This window comes from Nonomuraea rhodomycinica (assembly GCF_013363995.1).
Classification (GTDB): domain Bacteria; phylum Actinomycetota; class Actinomycetes; order Streptosporangiales; family Streptosporangiaceae; genus Nonomuraea; species Nonomuraea rhodomycinica.
Map to the genome: position 1 here is coordinate 377,647 of NZ_JABWGO010000006.1, position 21,008 is coordinate 398,654.

A 21,008-nucleotide genomic window follows, 5' to 3' on the forward strand; every position below is an offset into this window, starting at 1 on the left:
CCTAGGAGATGTCGTGTCCGAAGTACGTATCGCCGCCGAGTCGCGCACCACGTTCGGCAAGGGCGCCGCCCGCAAGATCCGCCGCTCCGACAAGGTGCCGGCCGTCCTCTACGGGCACGGCATCGAGCCCAAGCACCTGACGCTGCCGGGTCACGAGGTCCTCCTCGCCCTGCGCACGCCCAACGTGCTGATCCGCCTCCAGGGCGACGGCGTCGACGAGCTGGCCCTGCCCAAGGGCGTCCAGCGCGACCCGATCAAGGGCTTCGTCGAGCACGTCGACCTGCTGCTGGTCAAGCGGGGCGAGAAGGTCACCGTCGAGATCCCGGTCACCACGGTCGGCGACGTCAACTCCGAGGGCATCCTGGACCTCCAGATGACCTCCGTCGCCGTCGAGGCCGAGGCCACCCACATCCCCACCGGCGTCGAGGTCGACGTCGAGGGCCTGGAGGTGGGCGTCGCCATCACCGCCGGCGAGCTGAAGCTGCCGCAGGGCGCCACGCTGACCGCCGACCCGGAGGCCGTCATCCTCCAGGTCAGCGCCAAGCCGACCGAGGCCCCCGCCGAGGAGGAGGGCGCCGAGGGCGAGGCCGCCGAGGCCGCCACCGAGGGCGAGAGCGCCGAGGCCGCCGCCGAGTAGTCACCGGACGACGGGGCGGCCGGCGACGTCCGGCCGCCCCGTCCCCGCGTCTTGGCCGCTCCAGCCTGAGGAGACTTCATGGACCGCTGGCTCATCGCCGGGCTGGGCAACCCCGGCGCCGAATACGCCGGCCACCGGCACAACGCCGGCTTCATGGTGCTCGACGAGCTGGCCGCGCGGGCCGGCGGCCGGTTCAAGGCGCACAAGAGCAGGGCCGAGGTGCTGGAGACCCGCGCCGCGATCCTCGCCAAGCCGCTCACGTACATGAACCTGTCGGGCGGCCCGCTCAAGGCCCTGTCCGACTTCTACAAGATCGGCCCCGACCGCCTGATCGTCGTCCACGACGAGCTGGACGTGCCCTACGGCGCGCTGCGCGCCAAGCTCGGCGGCGGCGACAACGGCCACAACGGCCTCAAGTCGATCACCAAGTCGCTGGGCACCCGCGACTACCTGCGCGTCCGCTTCGGCATCGGGCGCCCGCCGGGCCGCATGGACCCGGCCGCCTTCGTGCTGCGCGACTTCGCCACCGCCGAGCGCAAGGACCTGCCCTTCCTCGTGGACCGCGCCGCCGACGTGGTCGAGTCGCTCATGGAGCACGGGCTCGAAGTAACCCAGAACGAGTTCCACCGGGCAGATCTCAAGATTTCCGGCCCTCCACGCTGATCCCCGCATAGGTCCGTTCGCGACCACGCCGAGGTGGCTGACGCTACTATCTGGTGACTGTCGGTTACGAACTGATCACAGGGGGCGTTGCGGTGAGCGACGGCGAGGGCCTGCTGACCGTCGTCGGTTTCGGTCCCGGCTCCTCGTGGACCGTGCGGCCACGGCTGCCCGGATGGGTGCGGGCCTACCGGGTGCGCGCCTTCGCGGCCGACCTGCTCGGCGCCGCCGCCGGCTCCGCCGGGGCGTTCTTCCTGCGCTTCGGCGAGCTGACGCCCTACGCCGCGCCGTACCTGCTGGTCAGCGCCCTGCTGCCGGTGGTGTGGATCATCGCGGTCGCGCTCAACCGCGCCTACCAGCCGCGCATGATCGGCATCGGCTCCGACGAGTTCCGCCGCGTCGTGCAGTGCGGCGTCGCGCTGACCGCCGCCACCGCCATCGGCTCCTACCTCACCAAGACCGACGTCGCGCGCGGCTACGTCGTCCTGGCGTTGCCGCTGGTGACGCTCATCACGCTGCTGCTCAGGTACGCGTTGCGCCGCTCGCTGCACCGCCGCCGGGCCCGCGGCGCCTGCATGCGCAGGGTCGTCGCCGTGGGTCACGCCGCCTCGGTGGCCGAGCTGGTGCAGCTCTTCCGGCGCGAGCGGTACCACGGCATGGAGATCGTCGCCGCCTGCCTGCCTGCCGAGGCCGCCGGCGGTCAGGTGGCCGGTGTGCCCGTCGGCGGCGACTTCAGCGACGTGCCGATCGTCGTCGACCAGGCGCGCGCCGACACCGTGGCCGTGCTGGCCTGCCCCGAGATGGACGGCGTGGCGCTGCGCCGGCTCGCCTGGCGCCTGGAGCGCACCCACACCGAGCTGGTGGTCGCGCCCGCGCTGATGGAGGTGGCCGGGCCGCGCACCACGATCAGGCCCGCCGCCGGGCTCCCGCTGCTGCACGTCGAGCACCCCGAGCTCACCGGCGCCCGCCAGCTCGTCAAGAACGCCTTCGACCGGGTCGTGGCCGCCGCCCTGCTGGTCCTGCTGGCCCCGCTGCTGCTCACGCTGGCCGTGGCGGTGCGCGCGACCAGCCCGGGCCCGGCCCTGTTCCGGCAGACCCGCGTCGGCCGGGACGGCAGGCCGTTCACGATCCTGAAGTTCCGCACGATGCGGCGCGGCGCCGAGCACCAGAAGATCACTCTCGTCAGCGACGCCGACGGGGTGCTGTTCAAGATCCGCAACGATCCGCGGGTCACCCCGCTCGGCTCCCTCATGCGCCGCCACTCCCTCGACGAGCTGCCGCAGCTCGTCAACGTGGTCCTCGGGCACATGTCGCTCGTGGGCCCCCGTCCGCCCCTCCCCGAAGAGGTCGACCGGTACGGCGACGACGTGCGCCGCCGCCTGCTCGTACGCCCCGGTCTGACCGGCCTGTGGCAGGTGAGCGGCAGATCGGACCTGTCGTGGGAGGAATCCGTCCGCCTCGACCTGCGTTACGTGGAGAACTGGTCCCTCATGCTCGACCTGCAGATCCTGTGGAAGACTTGGTCGGCCGTCGCCCGCGGGCAAGGAGCTTACTGATGACGATTCGCGACGACCACGCCCTCGCTGCCGACCTCGCCACGGAGGCGGGCGAGCGGCTGCTCGCGCTCCGCGCCCGCGAGGGTTTCGCCGACCCGGCCGGGCTGCGCGCCCTCGGCGACCGGGCCTCCCACGTGTTCCTCATGGAGTCGCTGTCGCGCCTGCGCCCGAGCGACTGCGTGCTGTCGGAGGAGTCGAGCCGCGAGGACCGCCTCGACCCGCGCCGGCTGAGCGCTCCCCGCGTGTGGATCGTCGATCCGCTCGACGGCACCCGGGAGTTCGCCGAGGAGGGCAGGTCCGACTGGGCCGTCCACGTCGCGCTGTGGGAGGGCGACCGGCTCACCGCCGGAGCCGTGGCGCTGCCCGCCCAGGGCCGCACGCTCAGCACCGGCGAGCCGCCCAAGCTGCCGGCCCACCGCGGCAGGTTCCGCATCGCGGTCAGCCGCACCCGCCCGCCGGAGTTCGTCCAGAAGCTCGCCTACCTCGTCGGCGCCGACCTCGTGCCCATCGGCTCGGCCGGAGCGAAGATCTCCGCGGTGCTCACCGGCGAGGTCGAGGCATACGTCCACGCCGGCGGCCAGTACGAGTGGGACTCCGCCGCGCCGGTGGCCGTCGCACAGGCCGCGGGAGCCCACACCAGTCGCATCGACGGCACGCCGCTCACCTACAACAGACCGGATCCCTCGCTACCGGATATCCTTGTTTCCCTACCGGACTTGGCGTCTACCCTGCTCGCCGGGATCCGGGACCTGCACCGCTAACCGCCGGAGGAAGCTCCCATGCTCCAGCGCGACTACACGACGTCGCAGCTCGACGTGCTCGAGGCCGAAGCCATTCACATCATGCGCGAAGTCGCGGCGGAGTTCGAGCGTCCCTGTCTGCTTTTCTCCGGCGGCAAGGACTCCATCGTCATGCTGCGCATCGCCGAGAAGGCGTTCTGGCCCGCGGCGATCCCCTTCCCCCTCATGCACGTCGACACCGGTCACAACTTCGACGAGGTCATCGAGTTCCGCGACCGCCGCTCCCAGGAGCTCGGCGCGCGGCTCATCGTGGCCAGCGTCCAGGACTCGATCGACCAGGGCCGCGTGGTCGAGGACACCGGCCGGCGCGCCTCGCGCAACCGCCTGCAGACCACCACGCTGCTCGACGCCATCGAGGAGCACGAGTTCGACGCGGTCTTCGGCGGCGCCCGGCGCGACGAGGAGAAGGCGCGGGCCAAGGAGCGGGTGTTCTCCTTCCGCGACGACTTCGGCCAGTGGGACCCGAAGAACCAGCGTCCGGAGCTGTGGAACCTCTACAACTCCCGCATCCGCAAGGGCGAGCACATCCGCGTCTTCCCGCTGTCCAACTGGACCGAGCTCGACGTCTGGGACTACATCCGGCGCGAGGGCATCGAGATCCCGTCGATCTACTTCGCCCACACCCGCAAGGTGTTCGAGCGCGACGGCATGCTGCTGCCCGACTCCGAGGTCGTCCAGCGCGGCGACGACGAGCCGCTGTTCGAGGCCGTGGTGCGCTACCGCACCGTCGGCGACATGACCTGCACCGGAGCGGTGCAGTCCACGGCCGTCACGGTCGAGGAGATCATCGAGGAGATCGCGGCCACCCGGATCACCGAGCGCGGGGCCACCAGGGCCGACGACCGCGCCTCGGAGGCCGCCATGGAGGACCGCAAGCGGGAAGGCTACTTCTAGACCGATGGACATTCTGCGTTTCGCCACGGCGGGAAGCGTCGACGACGGCAAGTCCACCCTGATCGGGCGCCTGCTCTTCGACTCCAAGGCCATCTTCGAGGACCAGCTGGAGGCGGTCGAGCGCACCTCGCGCGACCGCGGCACCGAGTACACCGACCTGTCGCTGCTCACCGACGGCCTGCGGGCCGAGCGGGAGCAGGGCATCACGATCGACGTGGCCTACCGGTACTTCGCCACGCCACGCCGCAAGTTCATCATCGCCGACACCCCCGGGCACATCCAGTACACCCGGAACATGGTCACCGGCGCCTCCACCGCCGACCTGGCGATCATCCTCATCGACGCCCGCAAGGGCGTGCTGGAGCAGTCGCGCCGCCACGCGTTCCTCACCTCGCTGCTGCGGGTGCCGCACCTGGTGCTCGCCGTCAACAAGATGGACCTGGTCGACTACTCCCAGGAACGCTTCGAGGAGATCCGCGAGGAGTTCACGGCGTTCGCCTCCAAGCTCAACGTGGGCGACCTGACGTTCATCCCGATCTCCGCGCTCAACGGCGACAACGTCGTCTCCCGGTCGGAGAACATGCCCTGGTACAACGGCTCCTCGCTGCTGCACCATCTGGAGAACGTGCACATCGCCTCCGACCGCAACCTCGTCGACGTGCGCTTCCCCGTCCAGTACGTGATCCGCCCGCAGAAGGCCAACGACCACGCCTTCCATGACTACCGCGGCTACGCCGGGCAGGTCGCGGGCGGCGTGCTCAAGCCGGGCGACGAGGTCGTCCACCTGCCCTCGGGCCTGAACACCCGGATCGCCTCCATCGACACCTTCGACGGCCCCGTCGAGGAGGCATTCCCCCCGATGTCGGTCACCCTCCGCTTCGAGGACGACCTCGACATCTCCCGCGGCGACATGATCGCCCGGCCCAACAACCGGCCGCACGTGGCCCAGGACCTCGACGCCATGGTCTGCTGGATGGCCGACGGCGCCAAGCTGGCGCCCCGGACCAAGCTCACCATCAAGCACACCACCCGTACGGCGCGGGCGCTCGTGCGCGACCTGCACTACCGGCTCGACGTCAACACGCTGCACCGCGACGAGGAGGCCACCTCGCTCGGCCTCAACGAGATCGGGCGCGTGTCGCTGCGGGTCACGCAGCCGCTGTTCGTCGACGACTACGCGCGCAACCGGCTCACGGGCGGCTTCATCCTGGTGGACGAGGCCACCAACGGCACGGTCGCCGCGGGCATGATCCTCGAAGCCCGCTGACCTCCGCCCTCTCCGCCCCGGCCCTCGTCCCCTCCGGGACGGGGGCCGCGTCGTCACCGGCCTCCGCCTTCGGGACCCCGGGGCGGGGCCGGGTTGTCACCCGCCTCCCTCCTCAGGACGTCCTCCTCAGGACGCCGGCCCGCGTCATCGCCGGCCTTCATCCTCTCCGGGGCGGGGCCGGTCGGCTTTTCGGTTAGATCTTTTGGGGTTTCACCGACGCGCCCATTACTCTCCGCGCTAGTCTCATCACGTTCCGTGTAACGACTAGCACAGGAAAGCCCATTCCCCCGTGACTCACCCTTCGACAGCCACCCGGGTGGTCTTCCTGGGCGGCCTCGGCCGTAGCGGCACCACGCTGCTGGAGAGGCTGCTGGGGGAGCTGCCCGGCGTGGCGCCCCTCGGTGAGGTCGTACACCTGTGGGCCCGCGGCGTCCTGGCCGGTGAGCCGTGCGGCTGCGGAAGGCCGTTCGGCGCGTGCCCGTTCTGGTCGGCCGTCGGCGAGCACGCGTTCGGCGGATGGACCCAGCCGCTGGCCGAGCGGGTCCTCGCCCTGCGCCGCCGCGTCGACCGCACCCGCCGCGTCCTGCGCATCCGCCACCCCGACCTCGACGAGTACGTCCGCGCCTACCGCCGCGTCCACGACGCCGCCGCGCGGGTCGCGGGAGCGTCCGTCGTCATCGACTCCAGCAAGCACGCCTCCCTGGCCCACTGCCTGGCCGAGGGCGGGGCGAGCATCCACGTCGTCCACGTGGTGCGCGACCCGCGGGCCGTCGCCCACTCCTGGCGCAAGGCCGTGCGCCGGCCCGAGGACGGGCGGCCGATGACCCGCTGGGGTCCCGCCCGCACCGCGCTCCACTGGAGCGCCCAGAACGCCGCCCTCGACCTCCTCGCCCGCCGTGACCGACGCGGCGCAGCGGACGTCCAGGTCACCCGGCTGCGCTACGAGGACCTCATCGCCGCACCGGAGGCCACGCTGACCGATCTCGCGCACCGGCTCGGGCTGCGCGCCGAGTTCCCGTTCGTGACCGGCTCGACGGCGCACATCACCACGGCCCACACGGTGTCGGGCAACCCCATGCGGTTCGCGGTGGGACCGGTCGGGCTGGCGCTCGACGAGTCGTGGCGCTCCGGCGCCCATCGCGGCCTGGTCGCCGCCCTCACCTGGCCGCTGCGCTCCCGGTACGGCTACCACGGGGTGACGGCATGACCCGGCGGCTGCCGTTCCGGTACGGCCGCGACGGAGTGACGGCATGAGCCGGCGGCTGCGGTTCCGGTACGGCCGTCGAGGGGCGACGGCATGATCCGCCCGGCCCCAGGGGCGGCGCCGTCGGTCGGCGTGGTGATCCCCACACGAGGAGACCGGCCCGCCCACCTCGCCACCGCCGTACGCGCCGCGCTGGCGCAGGAACACCCGGGCCGGATCTCCGTGGTCGTGGTGGCCGACGGCACGCCCTACGAGACGGTGACCGACCGGCTCGCCGCGGTCCCGACGCGGGCGGGCCGCGACGTCCGCGTGCTGCCCAACTGCCTCACCCCCGGCCTCCCAGGGGCACGCAACACCGGGATCGCCGCCTCCCACACCGACCTGATCGCGTTCTGCGACGACGACGACCAGTGGCTGCCCGGTAAGCTCGCCGCCCAGATCGCCGCGCTGGCCGAGACGGGCGCCGAGTTCGCGAGCTGCGGGATCGAGGTCGAACACGGCGGGCGGCGGGTGCCGCGACTGGCCGGCGCCACCACCGTGACCGAGGCCGACCTGCTGCGCTCACGCATGGTGATGGTGCACTCGTCGACGTTCCTGTTCCGGCGGGGAACGCTGTGGGTGGACGAGAGCGCCCCCTGCGGCCAGAACGAGGACTGGGACCTCGCGCTGCGCGCCGCCCGCCGCCACCCGCTCGCGAACGTCGACCGCCCCCTCGTACGCGTCCGCTGGGGCTCCTCCCACTACGCGGCGCGGTGGGGCGAGCGCATCGCCGGGCTGGAGTGGATGCTGGCCCGGCACGCCGGCCTGGCCACCGACCCGCGCGGCGCCGCCCGCGTCTACGGCCAGCTCGCCTTCCACCACGCCGCGCTGGGCCATCGGCGCGAGGCGGGACGCTGGGCGCTGCGCGCGTTCGCCACCCGGCGCTCGGAGCCGCGCGCACCCATCGCGCTCGCGGTGGCGGCCGGGCTCATCCCGGCGGCGAGGGTGCTGTCGCTGCTCCACGACCGGGGACACGGCATTTGACCCGGCCCGATCCTGTCTCGCGGGGTGAGGTGCGGGCGGTCGGGGCCGATCCTGCCTTGCGGGCGGGGCACGGGCGGTCCGGCCCGACCCTTTCCCGCCGGTAGGGCCCGCGGCGGGCCGTTCTCGCCGGTAGGGGCACGCACCGCGGCGGGCCGACCTCGATCGGCAGGGCTCGCGAGCCACGCGGGACGGGCGCCCGCGCCGGGGGCGGCAACGCGGAGGAAGGACTGAGGCAGGCGGGCGGTGCGGAGGAGGTGTTCGGCCGGGGAGAGGCTGGCCGGCCGGAGGAGGCGTTCCGGCTGAGGGAGGGGCGGCGTGGGGAGCGGGTTGGCAGGCGGTCGCGGTGCGGAGGGGGCGTTCCGGCTGGCAGAGAGTGGCGGCGCGGGGGAGGACTCGGGGGCCGGAGGCGGTCGCAGCGCCGAGGAGGTGCCCGCCCTTGGAGAAAGTGACCAGGCGGAGGAGGCGTCCGCCCTTGGAGAAAGTGACCAGGCGGAGGAGGCGTCCGCCCTGGGAGAGAGTGACCGGGTGGAGGAGGTGTCCGCCCTGGGAGAGGGTGACCGGGTGGAGGAGGTGTCCGCCCTCGGAGAGGGTGACCGGGCGGAGGAGGTGTCCGCCCCGAGAGAAGGTGACCGGGTGGAGGAGGTGTTCCCCCTGAGGAGAGTTGGCCGCGCGGTGGAGGAGTCGGCGCTGGTGGGAGGGGTCGGTCAGGTGCTTCAGGCGCCCCGCCGCGTCCTCGTCGGAGGGGTGACCGTCGACGCGTTGAGCGAGGCGCAGGTGGTGGCGCGCGTGGTGGCCGCGCTGGCGGCCGGTCGCGGCGGGCGCATCGTCACCCCCAACGTCGACATCTGCCGCTCCGCCGCCGCCGACCCCGCCCTCAGGGACCTGGTCAACACCGCCGACCTGGTCGTGGCCGACGGGATGCCGCTGGTGTGGGCGTCGCGGTTGCTGGGCGTGCCGCTGCCCGAGCGCGTCACCGGGGCCGACCTGATCTGGTCGCTGAGCGGCCGGGCGGCCGAGCGCGGATGGCCGGTGTACCTGCTCGGAGGGCCGCCGGGGGTGGCCGTGTCGGCGGCCCGGGCGCTCGTCCGCCGCCTTCCCGGGCTGAGGGTCTGCGGGGTCGAGTCCCCGCCGTACGCCTTCGACCGCACCGCCGCGGGGATGGCGCGGGTGCTGCGCCGGGTGGTGGCGGCCCGGCCCAGGATCGTGTTCGTGGGGCTCGGGTTCCCGCGCCAGGACCGGCTCGTGGCCGTGCTGCGCGAGCGGCTTCCGGACGCGTGGTTCGTGGGCTGCGGTGCGGCTCTCGCGTTCGCCGCCGGTACGGTGCCCCGGGCGCCCCATTGGATGCGGCGGGCCGGGCTGGAGTGGGCGTTCCGCCTGGCGACGGAGCCGGGACGGCTGGCGCGCCGCTACCTCGTGGACGACCTGCCCTTCGCCGTCCGCCTCCTCGCCACCAGCCTGCTGACCCGCCACCCCACCCTGCCCTCGCCGTAGGTCAGGGGGTGGTGAGGGCGCGGACGCGGGTGACGTCCTCGGGCGTGAGCCCGCGGGCGGCCCTGGTCAGAGCCTGACGGGAGTCCATCCGCCGGTACGCCGTCCGCGACAGCCCCGACCAGGCGAACCCCCCACGCCCCTCGCCCCCGCCGCCCGTGCACGCCCGCAGCACCCCGCGCTCCACGGCCCGCGACCAGGTCAGCCCCGCGTGCCCGTACAGGTGCCGGAACCCGGCCAGCGGGTCGGCCGCCAGCCACTCGTACCGCACGACCAGGATCCCCGGCGTGCGGGCCAGGATCCGGTGCGTCACCCGCCACAGCGCCGCCGCCTTGGCGACCCGGTCGGTGGAGTCGGCGAGCGGGTGCAGCTCCAGCACCTCCGGATGGTCGCGGACCAGCAGCGGCTGGTCGAGGAGCTCGTCGAAGGAGACGGTCCAGCCGAGCCGCTGCCAGCTCGCCACGAAGGAGACCGGGTCGCGTTCGAGCGCTATGACTGTGCAGCCGAGCCGGCGGGCGAACCAGCCGGCCGACAGCACCGCGAACGGGTCGTCGAGCAGCGCCCGCCGTCCCGTCAGGCGGCCCAGCGTGAACGACGTGCCGTACTTGAGCATCCGCGCCAGGTCGTGCGGCGAGCGGTTGGCGCGCAGCTCGGCGCCGAACCGGTAGCGCAGGGCGACCGTGTCGCGGAAGGCGGGCAGCCAGGCCTGGGTGTTGTCGTCGCAGATGTACTGGAAACGGTGCGTGACGGTCGCCCGCAGGACGCCGGGGGAGCGGCCGGGCGGGCGCTGGGGGTTGAGCGGCTCGTTGACGTAGACGGCCTCGCGGCCGGCCGTGAGCATCTTGCCGGTCCAGCTCGTACCGCTCCTGGGCAGACCCGTGACGAGAACGGGCGGACCGGCCGTCATGCGGCGGACCAGGAGCGGACGCGGAAGGCGGTCAGCGTGTGGCGGCCGAACGGGCGCAGCCCGTAGCGGCGGTGCAGCCGCCACAGCGGGAGCAGGTTCTTCACCAGCGTGCCGCCCGACCACCCGAGCGCGGCTCCCAGCGCCCCATGGCCGGGGATCAGCGCCACGTCGAGCGCGATCGTCACGGCCGTGGCGGCGACGAGGTTGGCCAGGCTGGCCGTGGTGTGCCCGGCGGCGGTCAGGACCACGTCCACCAGGCCGCAGGCCGTCGCCACCATCATCGTGGCCGCCAGCACCAGCGCCACGGGGACCGCCGCAGGGTAGCCGGGCCCGAACAGGCCGAGCGCCCACGGCGCGAGCGCGGCGTACCCGAGCCAGACCGGCCACGTCACCAGCACCAGCCACGCCGTCGTCACCTGGTACAGCTCCCGGGCGCGCGCGTGCTCGCCGTCGGCCAGCGCCCGTACGAGCCGAGCCTGTACGGCCTGCGCCATGCCCTGCCCGGCGAGCTGGCCGACGACCTTGAACCGGGTGGCCGCCGTGTAGACGGCCGCCTGGGCGGGCCCGCCGAGCAGGGCGACGACCACGATGTCGAGCCGCTGGAACACCGCCTGGACCGCCCCGGCCACCGACCGCGGCGCCGTGTGCCGCCACAGGTCGTGGGCCGTGCCGGGCAGGTAGGGCGTGCGCGGCGCGCGTCCCCGCACGCCGTAGGCCGCGAGGACGAGCACCGGCAGGTACGGCGCCGCCCAGGCGAACGGCAGCCACGCGGGGGCCGCGGCGAGGGCGGCGGCGGTCACCAGCGCGAGCTGGGCCACCGGCAGCAGCAGCCCGTCGAGCAGCACGGTGGGCCGCATCGCGCCGAACCCGCGGGTGGCGGCCAGCAGCACGTCACCGGCGACGATGACCGGCAGCGCCAGGGACAGCAGCCCCAGCCGGGGGAACAGCAGCGCGGCGGCGGCCACGGAGACCACCGCGCACGGCACCAACGCCGCCCGGATATATCCGGATATGCCGCGGTAATCGTAGGTGGCGCCCCGGGCGATGAAGAACACCAGCCCGTTGCCCGCGTCCAGCTTGGCCACCCCGGCGGCCATGAGCGCCAGCGCGGTCGTGGTGAAGAACGCCCCGGCCTGTTCGGCGGTGAACGCCCTGGTGACGACCACCACGAGGAGGAACTGGGCGAGTGCTCCGGCGGCCGCCCCGGCCAGCCCGGCGGCGCCCGCCCGCGCCACCTGCCCCAGGGGCGACGCCGCGCCGAGGAGCGGGCGCCGGAGCACGGCCTGGGTCAGCGACGCCACGACGGCTCACCTCCGAGCCAGCGCACGAGCTGCGCGTCGGACACCTCGAAGTGGTCGCTCAGCCGCCGCCGCACCGACTCGGGCAGCGTCTTGGGCCGCGGCCGGCCGTTGTGCCGTTCGAAGACCGGATGGCCCAGGTGCGGCACCCCCAGGAACTCCAGGACCCGGTCGTAGACGCCCTCCGGCTCGGCGAAGAACGCGTGGCTGTCGAGCACCAGGATGCGCTCGCGACCGAACAGCGGCTCCAGCCGGTCGAGCTGCTCGGCGTAGCGGCCCCGGGCCAGGTAGGCGTGGTGGCGGTGGGAGTGGTGCAGGGAGTACGGGCGCGCCCGCAGGCTCTCCTCGGCCCCGGCCAGCCGCGCGGCCTCCAGCTCCACCGCGTACTCGAAGTGCGACTCCGTCTCGAACCCCCGCGCCAGCTCGTGCGCGTGCGCCGAGCAGGCCCGCTCGACCGGGTCGCGCACCAGGACCAGCAGCTTCACGCCGGGCAGGTCGGCGGCGATGCGCTCACCGGCCAGCGGATGGAACAGGTAGTACGGCGACGACTCGAACGCCTGCGGCCGGGCGCCGTACCGGCTCGCCGGCAGCGACGCGGCGGCCCGCAGCGGGAAGTGCGCCCGGTACCACGACAGCCCGCGCTCGTAGCCGACGTCGAAGTAGTGGACGCCCTTGTGCAGCACCGGCTTGAACAGCGCCGGGTGCTGGGCCAGCGCCCGGTAGAGCGACGTGGTGCCGCACCGCTGAGCGCCCATGATCAGGAACGACGGCAGCAGCCGCGCCCCGGACGTCAGCCTGCCGGCGGTGCGCGACATGGCCAGCACCGCCTGCTTCCCGGTTCTCACGGCAGCAGCTCCTGGTGGTCGACGAGGGGGCTGAGCCACACGTCCGGCGGGCCCAGCGGACTGTGGCCGTCGGCGGCGTGCCGGTCGGCCAGCTTGATGAGGTACAGCAGCGCCGTCCGCCGCGCCTGCGCGCCCGACACGCCGAGCGGCGCCAGCAGCCGTACGGCCTGCGCCAGGCACGCCCGCGCGGCGGTCGCCGGGTCCATCCGGCGCAGCGCCCGCTGGAAGAAGTGGTGGACCGCGTCGAACCCGTAGGGCACGCCCACCTCGTACCGCTCCCAGTCCCAGACCAGGAGCCGCCCGTCGGAGGACGGCGCGATGTTCCACGGCGACAGGTCACCGTGCCAGGCCGCCTTGCCGGGCTCTCCGGTGCCGGCGATCTCCCGCACGGCGGCCGTCAGCAGCTCGGCGGGCACCCGGGACCGGCCGGGACGCAGCGTCCGGCTCCGGCGCACGGGCAGGGGCGAGACGGCGAGGAGCTCCAGGCTGCGCCAGCGGCCGTGGTGCAGCACGGCCGGCGCGATCACGGTCGTGAGCGTCAGGGTGGCGAGCTTGCGCAGCGCCGCGGCCTCGTTGGCGACCAGCGCGGCGGTCCGCTCGGTGTCGCCGATCTTCACGTACGCGAGCAGTTCCCCGCCGGAGCGCGCCTCCAGGACCGGTTTGCGGTTGGCCCGCCGGGCGGGCCGCACATGCAGGACGGTCTCGACGGGGACGCCGAACAGCTCCCCCAGATGGGCCGAGATGGACCCCTCGACCGGCACCACGAGCCGGCGGCCGACGTGCCACCAGCGGCGCGGCGCCAGCCGGCGCGGCAGCAGCGGATGCGGCAGCAGGCTGTGGGCCCGGGGCGAGCCCGGGCCGGGGTAGAGCAGCCGGACCGTGTCGTCGAGGTAGCCCAGGCGGATCTTGGCGTCGTTCACGAGCTGTTCCTCCACAGCAGGGCGAAGGAGATGAGATAGAGGATGAGGGGGGTGACCAGGCCGTCGTAGACGAGCATGTAGAGCAGCACGAGGGCCATCACCAGCACGCCGGCCAGCCCGACGGGGCTGCGGTCGGACCAGTGGCGGCGGATCGCGCCGACGAAGAACGCGACGTACAGGGCCGCCCCGGTGAAGCCCTGCGTGATGACGAGCAGCCAGAGCTGGCCGTCGCTGCCCAGCGGCGGGTGGCCGCAGCCGGAGCACCAGGCGGTCTTGCCGGTGGTGATCGTGCGGTGGTTGCCCAGGGCGTTGCGGGTGTTGCCGTAGCCGATCACGGGGGAGTGGGCGGCGGCCTTGATCGTCGCCGTCACCGTGAAGGCCCGGATGTCGTTGGAGTGGGGATTGTCCAGCCGCTGCCCGACCAACGCCGCCAGCGGGCTCAGCGCGAACACCAGGGCCCCGGCCACCGCCACCCCGCACAACGCCGGGCGGGCCCGGCCACCCACCCGCAGGACCACGTACAGGGCGCTCAGGCCGAGCCCGATCCACAGGCCGCGATTGAGCGAGTACACGATGGGGACCGCCGCCAGCGCCGCCAGCGCCACGGCCGCCGCCCTGCGCGCCCGCCCGCCGTACACCCACCACCCGATCACGAACCAGACCAGCAGCACCGACACGTTGCTGCCCCAGGCGTTGGCCCACTCGAACGGCGCCTCCGGGCGGGGCGAGGCGTAGCCGAGGACCTTCTGGGTCTGGGCGGCGGTCGGGTGGACGAGGTTCTGGACGAACGCGTTGCCGCCGATCCAGTCGGGCAGCAGCAGCTCCACCGGCGAGGTGAACGAGAAACCGGGGGCGAGCACGCCCAGCAGCCCGCCCGCCACGGTCACCACGAACAGCACGCCGAGCATCCGCACCAGCGTGAGCTGCGGCAGTTCGCGATCGGTCAGGTTGCCCAGGTAGAGCACGAGGATCAGCAGGGAGACGTAGAGGGCCAGCCGCATCGCGTAGCCGACGATCCGGCCCGCGCCCAGCTCGCCGTAGGTGCCGGGGGGCGACTCCGACAGCATGAGCGCGCTCAGGCCGTAGCCGGCGAGCAGCAGCAGCCACAGCCCGAACCCGCGTGGCACCCGGATCGGCCTGCGCCGCCACAGGATGACCGCCATCGGCACGGCCAGCACGACCACCGCCAGCCCGCCGAACCCGAGCGCCCACCACACGGGATAGCCGAGGAGCAGCGCGCCGACGGGCCACGCGGGTCCTCTCACGAGGGGGTGCCGGGAGGGCGGGGCCACCGGGCTCCGGGCCGCAGGGGGCCGGGGTCCCTTGCGGTGTCGCGTTCCCGCCCGCGGCTCGCGCCGCGCCCGGCCTCCGGCTCCGCCGCATGCCTGGGCCTCGTCCCGGACGCCTGCCCGCCTGGTGCCTCGGACGTCTGCCCGTCTCGTATCTCGGACGTCTGCCCGTTTCGTGTCTCGAACCCACGCCCGTCTCGCGTCCCGGACGTCTGCCCGTTTCGTGTCTCGAACTCACGGGCGTCTCGTGTCTCGGACGTCTGCCTGTTTCGCGTCCGGTACGCCTGCCCGTCCCGTGCCTCGGACGTCCGCCTGTTCCGCGTGTCCGAGGTCCGCCCGTTCGTCGTCTCCGCCGTCTGCTCGGCTCGCGTCCCCGGCCCCGTCGTGCCGGGGTGGCCGAAGCCTGCCGGGACGGGGGCGGTCGTTCCGCGGCCCCGGGATCCGGTCGGGTCGGAGGGGGTCGTCATGGGATGCCGCAGGAAGGTCGCGTTCGGGTCGGTCGGGGGGCCGCCGTCGGTGAACGCCCCGGGGTCACGCCTGGAGCCGGCCACCAGCTTTCCGAGCCCCGCCTGCGAGGGCCCCGGCGTGAGGGATGGCGACGCGGGCTCCCCGTACGTGGTCACCACGCCGATGACGGGCACCCCGTGCCTGCTCAGGTGGCGTGCGGCGGCCAGCACGTCCGTGGACGTCGCCCGGCCCAGCTCCACCATCAGCAGCGCGGCGTCCGCGCGGGCCAGGTCGGTCGTGTCGGACCCGTCCAGGACCGACAGCAGCGTGCCCGCCGACAGTGAGGACGTCACCGTGCTCGTGGCGAGGTCGGCGGGCACGGCGCGGACCAGCAGCCGCTTGCCCGGACACGCCGCGATCGCCGCGCCGGCCAGCTCGTGCAGCGCGTCGGCGAGCGCCGCACCGGCCTGCCCGCCTCCCGCCCGATCGCCGCGCGCGCCCTTGGCGCCCGCACGCCAGGCACTCGCGCGCCGTCCGCCCTGCCTGTCGCCTCCCCGAGCCGCGCCCGCGCGCCGCCCGCCCACACCGCTCGTCGCCGCGCCCGGACTCGGACCAGCGAGCCGTCCGCCCACACCGCTCGTGGCCGCGGCCGGGCCCGGACCCGAGAGCCGTCCGCCCTCTCCACCCGACCCGGCAGCCGGGCCCGAGCCCAAGAGCCGTCCGCCCACACCGCCCAAGCCGCTCGCGCCGCTCGCGCCATAAGCAACGTCCGTGAGCGGTCCGCCCCCGGCGTTCGCGACATGGGACGTGCCCGCATGCCACGCGCCGTCCCCATCCGCGTCATGAGGCGTCCCAGCGCACCGCCACCCATCCGCGACCGGAGACCCCGCGCCCTCCGCACCCGCGAGGGAGAAGCCACTCGCGGCCTGAGCTCCCGTGCCCTCCGCATCCACGAGGGAGAAGCCGCCCGCGGTCGGAGACCCCATGCCCTCCGCATCCGCGGTCGAGAAGTCACCCGCGCCCGAGAAGCGACTCCTGATCGAGAAGCCCGCGACCGGAGAGCCGGTGATCGAGGAGCCCGCGATCGACAGGTCGACGGCCGGCGAGCCCGCGATCGGGCTGCCCGTGGCCGGTGATCCCGGGCCGTCCCCGCCCGTGATCGCGAACCCCGCGCCTCCAGAGCGCGCTGCCCGGCCGACACCCGGGTCCCCCGAGCCAGAGCCAGAGCCAGAGCCAGAGCCAGAGCCCGAACCAGGGCCGCGGTCGCCGCGGGGCAGGGTGGCGAGGACCGGGAGGCCCGTCAGGCGCTCGACGTCGGCAGGGGTGCGCAGCCGCGTGTCGAGGCGGTCGCGGAGCATGGCGGCCCCCGCGCCCAGCAGGAGCCCCAGCATGAGGCCCGTGCCCAGGAACAGCGGCAGGCTGGGCGACGCCGGATCGGTGGGCGGCACGGCGTCGCTGATCACCGAGCCGGGCGTCACGGTCGTGGTCTTCAGCGCGTCGTACTTGAGCGTCAGGCTGTAGACCTGCCGGTTGAGCACGCTCTGCCGGTGGGTCGCCAGGATGTGCTCGGCGGTGCCCTTGCGGAGCGTCTCCAGCTCCCGGGTGACGGTGGCGAGCGTGGCGTTGACCTGCTTGAGCTTGGCGAGCAGGGCCTTCTGCTGGAGCGCCAGCGCGGCCTGCGCGGTGGCGGAGCGGTTGGCCAGGTACGCCTCGGCGTAGGCGCGCGACTGGGCCGCCGCCGAGTCGGGGGTGGCGGCGGTGACGGACAGCGACAGCACGGCGGAGTTGGGCGGCACGGTCACCTCGACGGGCTCCAGCGCGGAGGTCTTCAGCAGCCGGGCGGCCCGGGCGGCGACGACGGCCGAGGCGGCTACCTGCGCCTCGGTGTCGAGGTTGAGCGGCTCGCGCTGCCGGTTGGTCACCTGGTTGCCCTGCTCCTGGCCGCCCACGGCGGCGACGAGCACCTGCGTGGTGGCGGTGTAGGCGGGCGGCGTCAGCCGCATGAGGCCCAGCCCGGCCGCGCCGCCGGCCAGCACGAACCCGGCGAAGATGAGCCGGCGCCGGCTCAGCAGGGACAGGTGGTCACCCAGGTCGGCGCCGGACCGGCGGGCCGGGAGATCCGGCGGCAGGCTCATGAGGCTCCCTGGGGGTGTGTGCGTTGCGTCGCCGAGCGGCGACGGTGCGTCACGGACGGAAGGTGTGTCCACTATAGGCGGGACGGATATCGCCCAAGCCGCATACGCGAGATTTTCTGCGCTAAGGCCAGTGGTTTGCCCTCCCATAAACCGAAATTTCGGTGCGAAACGGCGGGCTTGCACCTGGGGCCACCAGCGGGAACACCGACACCGGCTGACGTTCGCGAGAATCCCGTGGCATGGTTCAGTTTTGACGTGCCGGAGGTCTTCCGGTGAGAGGGGCTGGCGGTCGGGCCGCCATCTGACAATTCACGTCATTCATCCAGAATGTGACATGAAATGCGACATGAAATGCGGCGTGGGATGCGAAGAACGAAGCCGAAGGCGGGAGCGGGTCCCGCCCGCGCGGCCGCGGCCGTGGCGCTCGTGGTCGCGGCGGCCCTCGTCGCCGCGACGGGCTGCGGGGGCGTCGGCGGGGCGATGGGCCCGCGGGCAGGTGCGGCCACGCGTACGTCCGGAGAAGGCGCGGACGCGCGTACGCCCGGAGCGGGCGCGCCCGGGCGAGACGGGGCCGGGGAAGACGGGGCCGGGGGAGAGGAGGCCGGGAGGGGGGCAGGGGCCCCGTCCGGGCCAGGCGGCACGACGGCCCCCGCCTGTGCCGTGACCGACAAGCTCATCCCGTCCTGCGGCGCCTGGTGGGGCGTGGCGCCTGAGATCTTCACCGGCGCCCCCGTCGACAAGGCGCTGCACCGCGCGGAGACCCGCATGGGCGCGCGGGCCGACGTGGTCCACGTCTACCACCGGGGCAAGGAGCTGTTCCCGACCCGCCGGGAGATCGACGTGGCCCGCGACCCGGCCCATCCCCGGCTGCTGCTGGTCAACTGGAAGCCGTCGGTGGACCGTACGTGGGCCGAGATCGCCGACGGCGCCGTCGACGGCCGGATCGACCGCCTGGCGGAGCACGTCCGGCGCGTGTTCCCCGACCGGTTCTTCCTGACGATCCACCACGAGCCCGAGGACGACGTGCGGCCGGGTCCCGGCTCGGGCATGGAGGCGGCCGACTACGCGGCGATGTACCGGCACGTGGTGCTGCGGCTGCGCGAGAAGGGGGTGCGCAACGCGGTCACGGTCATGACGTACATGGGAGCCCCGAACTGGGCGTCGAAGCCGTGGTTCGAGAAGCTCTACCCGGGGGACGACGTGGTCGACTGGGTCGCCATGGACCCGTACGCCGACGACCGGGTGCGCGACTTCGACGGCCTGGTCAACAAGACCCGCCCCGACTACCCCCGCTGGCCGGGCTTCTACCGCTGGACGCAGCTCCGCTTCCCCGGCAAGCCGGTCATGGTGGCCGAGTGGGGGGCGTTCCTGCGGGGCGAGGACCGGGCGTTCCAGCGGGCCTTCTTCGAGTCCGTACGCGCCCAGGTGGGCCGCTACCCGCAGATCAAGGCGCTGGTGTACTTCGACTCGCCACGGGCGCCGCGCGGCGACACCCGCTTCGACGCCGAACCCGCGGCCGGCCGGGCCTTCACCGCGCTCGCACGAGATCCGCACTTCCGCTCGACGCCCGTGCCGCTGCCCTGACCTGCCACACCCGGCCGGCCGCGATGACGGCGACGGCCCCGGCCAGCGCCCAGAGGGTGGGCGTGTTGCCGACGTTCAGCAGCTTGAGCGCGGAGGCGAGCAGCACGACCGCGAGCACGGCCCTGATGAGACCGCCGGGCGCCCGGGAGGAGATCCGGGCGCCGAGGTAGACGCCGGGGATCGAGCCGATGAGCAGCGACACCGTGAGGTGCAGCTGGAAGTCGCCGAAGAGCAGGTGGCCGAGGGCGGCCGAGGTGACCAGCGGCACGGCCTGCACGAGGTCGGTGCCGACGAGCTGGTTGGCCTTGAGCATGGGGTAGAGCGCGATGAGCGCGACGATGATGAGCGAGCCGGACCCGACGGACGACACGCCGACGATCAAGCCACCTACCGTACCGACCAGTAGGGTCGGGATCGGGCGTACGACGATCTCGCTCGCCTCCGCCGTGCCGCCCCGCCCGCCCAGCAGGGCCTTCGCGGCCAGGCCCGCCACCGCCAGCAGCAGCGCGACGCCGAGGGCGTACTTCACGCCGTCGCCCACCGCGAACGCCCGCGCCACGAACACCCCGCAGAACGCCGCCGGCACCGACCCCGCGCACAGCCAGCCGACCAGCCGCAGGTTGACCGTGCCGCGCCGCAGGTGGACGACGCTGCCGACGGGCTTCATCACCGCCGAGGCCACCAGGTCGCTGGAGACCGCCGCGAGCGGCGGCACGTTGAAGAACAGCATCATCATCGGGGTCATGAGGGCGCCGCCGCCCATGCCGGTCAGGCCGACGACGACGGCGACGAGAAACGAACCGGCGATCAGGGGAAGGTCGATCAACGGACCCATCCTCCGCTCCGCAGCGCCCCCAGCACCTGGGAGACGGCCGCCTCGATCGAGATGTGCGTGGTGTCGATGACCAGGTCGGCGTCGTCCGGCTCCTCGTAGGGGTCGGAGACGCCGGTGAACTCGGGGATGAGCCCCGCGCGGGCCTTGGCGTACAGGCCCTTGCGGTCACGCCGCTCGCACTCCTCCAGCGGGGTGGCGACGTGGACCAGGAGGAAGTCGGCGCCCACCGACTCGGCCATCTCCCGCACCTCCGCGCGGGTGGCCGCGTAGGGCGCGATGGGCGCGCAGATGGCCAGGCCGCCGTGGCGGGCCGCCTCGGCGGCGACGAAGCCGATGCGCCGGATGTTGAGGTCGCGGTCGGCCTTGGAGAACGTCAGCCCCTTCGACAGCAGGGCGCGCACCACGTCGCCGTCGAGATGGGTGACGGTGCGGCTGCCCAGCTCCAGCAGCGCGTCACGCAGGCCGCGCGCGATCGTGGACTTGCCGGAGCCGGACAGGCCGGTGAAGAACACCACGAGCCCGCGCCGGTGCGGCGGCCCGGGGATGCTGACCGGCTCGGGACCGGCCAGGTGCTCGGCCGCGCCGTAGGCCGTGGCGACGTGCTCGCGCAGCTCCAGGTCGAGCTCGGGCTCCTCGCGCGGCGCGAGCGGCACGGGCACGACCAGGGTGTCCTCGGGAAGCCGGTCCTTGGCCTTCAGCGCGGCGCGGACCACGGCGGGGCCGGGCTCGCCGTACGACAGGGGCAGGAGCACGACGACCGCGTCGAGCTCCTTGGCGGTGGCCGTCACCTCGGTGAGGGCGGGCTCGTCCAGCGGGCCGCGCATCGTGACGACCAGGGCGGGGCGGTCGCCGAGCAGGGCGCGGACCTCGGCGGGCGTGCGCCGCAGCCGGGCGAACGGCCCGTGCTCGGCCGCGCCGAGACCGCGGACGGGACCGGCGGCCAGGCCGTCGTGGCCGCGCTCGGTCACGGTGAGCGCGGCGAGCGGGACGCCCTCGGGGTCGAGCAGCGTGACCTCGTCGCCGGGAGCGGCCTCCTCGGGCAGGTGCAGCGTCACGGGCACCGGCCACGGCGTGCCGTCGGCGAGCGTGCCGCGCTCGTGGACCGCGTGCAGGTCGTCGTGGCCGAGGAAACCCGTCAGCGGCTCGAACGCCCCGGACAGCAGCAGCTCAAGGTCGGCCAGCTCCCGCGCCTCGGGGGTCCACTCCACGTCTCGCCATC

At 73.8% G+C, this 21,008-nt stretch carries 18 protein-coding genes; 10 read left to right on the forward strand and 8 right to left on the reverse strand.

All coding sequences use genetic code 11. The annotated features are described in order from the left end of the window. Positions 1-13 precede the first annotated feature (13 nt). The 9 genes from HT134_RS25580 to HT134_RS25620 all read left to right on the forward strand — a co-directional run bounded on the left by HT134_RS25580 (position 14) and on the right by HT134_RS25620 (position 9,532). A complete protein-coding gene (locus HT134_RS25580) occupies positions 14-637 on the forward strand; it encodes a 50S ribosomal protein L25/general stress protein Ctc (RefSeq protein ID WP_175602980.1) in 624 nt (207 codons plus the stop codon). Between the two features lie 78 nt (positions 638-715). Beyond that, positions 716-1,300 carry an aminoacyl-tRNA hydrolase gene (gene pth, locus HT134_RS25585; RefSeq protein WP_175602981.1) on the forward strand — a complete coding sequence of 195 codons (585 nt, stop codon included), beginning with the start codon at positions 716-718 and terminating at the stop codon, positions 1,298-1,300. A 92-nt stretch (positions 1,301-1,392) separates the two neighbouring features. Continuing rightward, positions 1,393-2,853 carry a sugar transferase gene (locus tag HT134_RS25590; RefSeq protein WP_312888418.1) on the forward strand — a complete coding sequence of 487 codons (1,461 nt, stop codon included), beginning with the start codon at positions 1,393-1,395 and terminating at the stop codon, positions 2,851-2,853. Then, positions 2,853-3,614, forward strand: a complete 762-nt coding sequence (locus HT134_RS25595) for a 3'(2'),5'-bisphosphate nucleotidase CysQ (protein WP_175602982.1) — start codon at positions 2,853-2,855, stop codon at positions 3,612-3,614. The genes HT134_RS25590 and HT134_RS25595 overlap by 1 nt, the downstream gene beginning before the upstream one ends. Before the next feature lie 18 nt (positions 3,615-3,632). Further along, a complete protein-coding gene (gene cysD, locus HT134_RS25600; RefSeq protein WP_175602983.1) occupies positions 3,633-4,547 on the forward strand; it encodes a sulfate adenylyltransferase subunit CysD in 915 nt (304 codons plus the stop codon). Positions 4,548-4,551: 4 nt separating this feature from the next. Then, on the forward strand, positions 4,552-5,814 hold the full coding sequence (gene cysN / locus HT134_RS25605; protein WP_175602984.1) for a sulfate adenylyltransferase subunit CysN: 1,263 nt from the start codon (positions 4,552-4,554) through the stop codon (positions 5,812-5,814). Between the two features lie 289 nt (positions 5,815-6,103). Beyond that, the gene (locus HT134_RS25610) at positions 6,104-7,021 is read left to right on the forward strand and encodes a sulfotransferase family protein (protein ID WP_175602985.1); all 918 of its coding nucleotides are present in this window, start codon (positions 6,104-6,106) and stop codon (positions 7,019-7,021) included. Positions 7,022-7,111: 90 nt separating this feature from the next. Beyond that, entirely contained in the window at positions 7,112-8,041 is a 930-nt protein-coding gene (locus HT134_RS25615; protein WP_175602986.1) for a glycosyltransferase family 2 protein, read from the forward strand. Between the two features lie 525 nt (positions 8,042-8,566). After that, positions 8,567-9,532 (forward strand): WecB/TagA/CpsF family glycosyltransferase, encoded by a 966-nt coding sequence (locus tag HT134_RS25620; RefSeq protein WP_312888420.1) that lies wholly within the window; start codon positions 8,567-8,569, stop codon positions 9,530-9,532. Position 9,533: 1 nt separating this feature from the next. Here HT134_RS25620 and HT134_RS25625 read toward each other — a convergent pair whose 3' ends face one another. Genes HT134_RS25625 through HT134_RS25650 form a run of 6 tightly spaced genes read right to left on the reverse strand, consistent with a single transcriptional unit; the run spans position 9,534 to position 17,370 of the window. Continuing rightward, positions 9,534-10,436 (reverse strand): sulfotransferase, encoded by a 903-nt coding sequence (locus tag HT134_RS25625; RefSeq protein WP_175602987.1) that lies wholly within the window; start codon positions 10,434-10,436, stop codon positions 9,534-9,536. After that, a complete protein-coding gene (locus HT134_RS25630; RefSeq protein ID WP_175602988.1) occupies positions 10,433-11,737 on the reverse strand; it encodes a lipopolysaccharide biosynthesis protein in 1,305 nt (434 codons plus the stop codon). The genes HT134_RS25625 and HT134_RS25630 overlap by 4 nt, the downstream gene beginning before the upstream one ends. Further along, the gene (locus HT134_RS25635; RefSeq protein WP_312888421.1) at positions 11,725-12,579 is read right to left on the reverse strand and encodes a sulfotransferase family protein; all 855 of its coding nucleotides are present in this window, start codon (positions 12,577-12,579) and stop codon (positions 11,725-11,727) included. The genes HT134_RS25630 and HT134_RS25635 overlap by 13 nt, the downstream gene beginning before the upstream one ends. Continuing rightward, entirely contained in the window at positions 12,576-13,499 is a 924-nt protein-coding gene (locus tag HT134_RS25640; RefSeq protein WP_175602989.1) for a hypothetical protein, read from the reverse strand. The genes HT134_RS25635 and HT134_RS25640 overlap by 4 nt, the downstream gene beginning before the upstream one ends. Further along, on the reverse strand, positions 13,496-14,764 hold the full coding sequence (locus tag HT134_RS25645) for a hypothetical protein (RefSeq protein WP_175602990.1): 1,269 nt from the start codon (positions 14,762-14,764) through the stop codon (positions 13,496-13,498). Before HT134_RS25645 ends, HT134_RS25640 begins: the two co-directional genes overlap by 4 nt. Further along, positions 14,761-17,370 carry a Wzz/FepE/Etk N-terminal domain-containing protein gene (locus HT134_RS25650; protein ID WP_175602991.1) on the reverse strand — a complete coding sequence of 870 codons (2,610 nt, stop codon included), beginning with the start codon at positions 17,368-17,370 and terminating at the stop codon, positions 14,761-14,763. Before HT134_RS25650 ends, HT134_RS25645 begins: the two co-directional genes overlap by 4 nt. A gap of 660 nt (positions 17,371-18,030) precedes the next feature. On the opposite strand from HT134_RS25650, the gene HT134_RS25655 reads away from it, so the two are divergent. Next, positions 18,031-18,954, forward strand: coding sequence for a glycoside hydrolase family 26 protein (locus HT134_RS25655; RefSeq protein WP_312888422.1), 924 nt, complete (start codon positions 18,031-18,033; stop codon positions 18,952-18,954). Here the strand turns inward: HT134_RS25655 and HT134_RS25660 are convergent. Further along, complete coding sequence (locus tag HT134_RS25660) at positions 18,899-19,780, reverse strand: sulfite exporter TauE/SafE family protein (protein ID WP_246365300.1); 882 nt, start codon at positions 19,778-19,780, stop codon at positions 18,899-18,901. The two genes, HT134_RS25655 and HT134_RS25660, sit on opposite strands and share 56 nt — an antisense overlap. Then, on the reverse strand, positions 19,777-20,997 hold the full coding sequence (gene cysC, locus HT134_RS25665) for an adenylyl-sulfate kinase (RefSeq protein WP_175602993.1): 1,221 nt from the start codon (positions 20,995-20,997) through the stop codon (positions 19,777-19,779). The genes HT134_RS25660 and cysC overlap by 4 nt, the downstream gene beginning before the upstream one ends. Between the last annotated feature and the right edge of the window lie 11 nt (positions 20,998-21,008).